This is a genomic window from Psychrobacter sp. AOP31-B2-9 (assembly GCF_052378005.1).
Classification (GTDB): Bacteria; Pseudomonadota; Gammaproteobacteria; order Pseudomonadales; family Moraxellaceae; genus Psychrobacter.
Genome location: NZ_JBQSXG010000370.1, coordinates 1 through 305, shown reverse-complemented (window position 1 = coordinate 305; position 305 = coordinate 1). Strand labels below are relative to the sequence as shown.

At 28.5% G+C, this 305-nt stretch carries 1 protein-coding gene; it reads right to left on the bottom strand.

Annotated elements, in window-relative coordinates:
- Positions 1-100: 100 nt before the first annotated feature.
- Positions 101-305, bottom strand: a 205-nt coding sequence (locus tag ACT3SX_RS15680) for a hypothetical protein (protein ID WP_444518754.1), incomplete at its 5' end; no start/stop codon positions are given.

Below are 305 nucleotides of genomic sequence, written 5' to 3'. Positions count from 1 at the left end.
TACTTTATATAAGTGATTTTATGGTTGCGATGTTATTTTGGAGTAAATTTCAAACTATGGGTATAGACATTATGATAAATCAATTTAATAGCTCTAAGAACTACTTATCTTTATTGACATAAACAATGTTTGTATTTGAGTTTTTTTCAGATTTTAGTACAAAAAGCATTAAACGGGGCATAGTCGCAATGGGTAATAATACGAATGCCATACCAACCTCTATCTTAGAACAGATTACAAGAGCTATAATAAATAACACCGTCAATACAGTTAATATATTTGCATAATGGGTTGTCTTTTTAGTT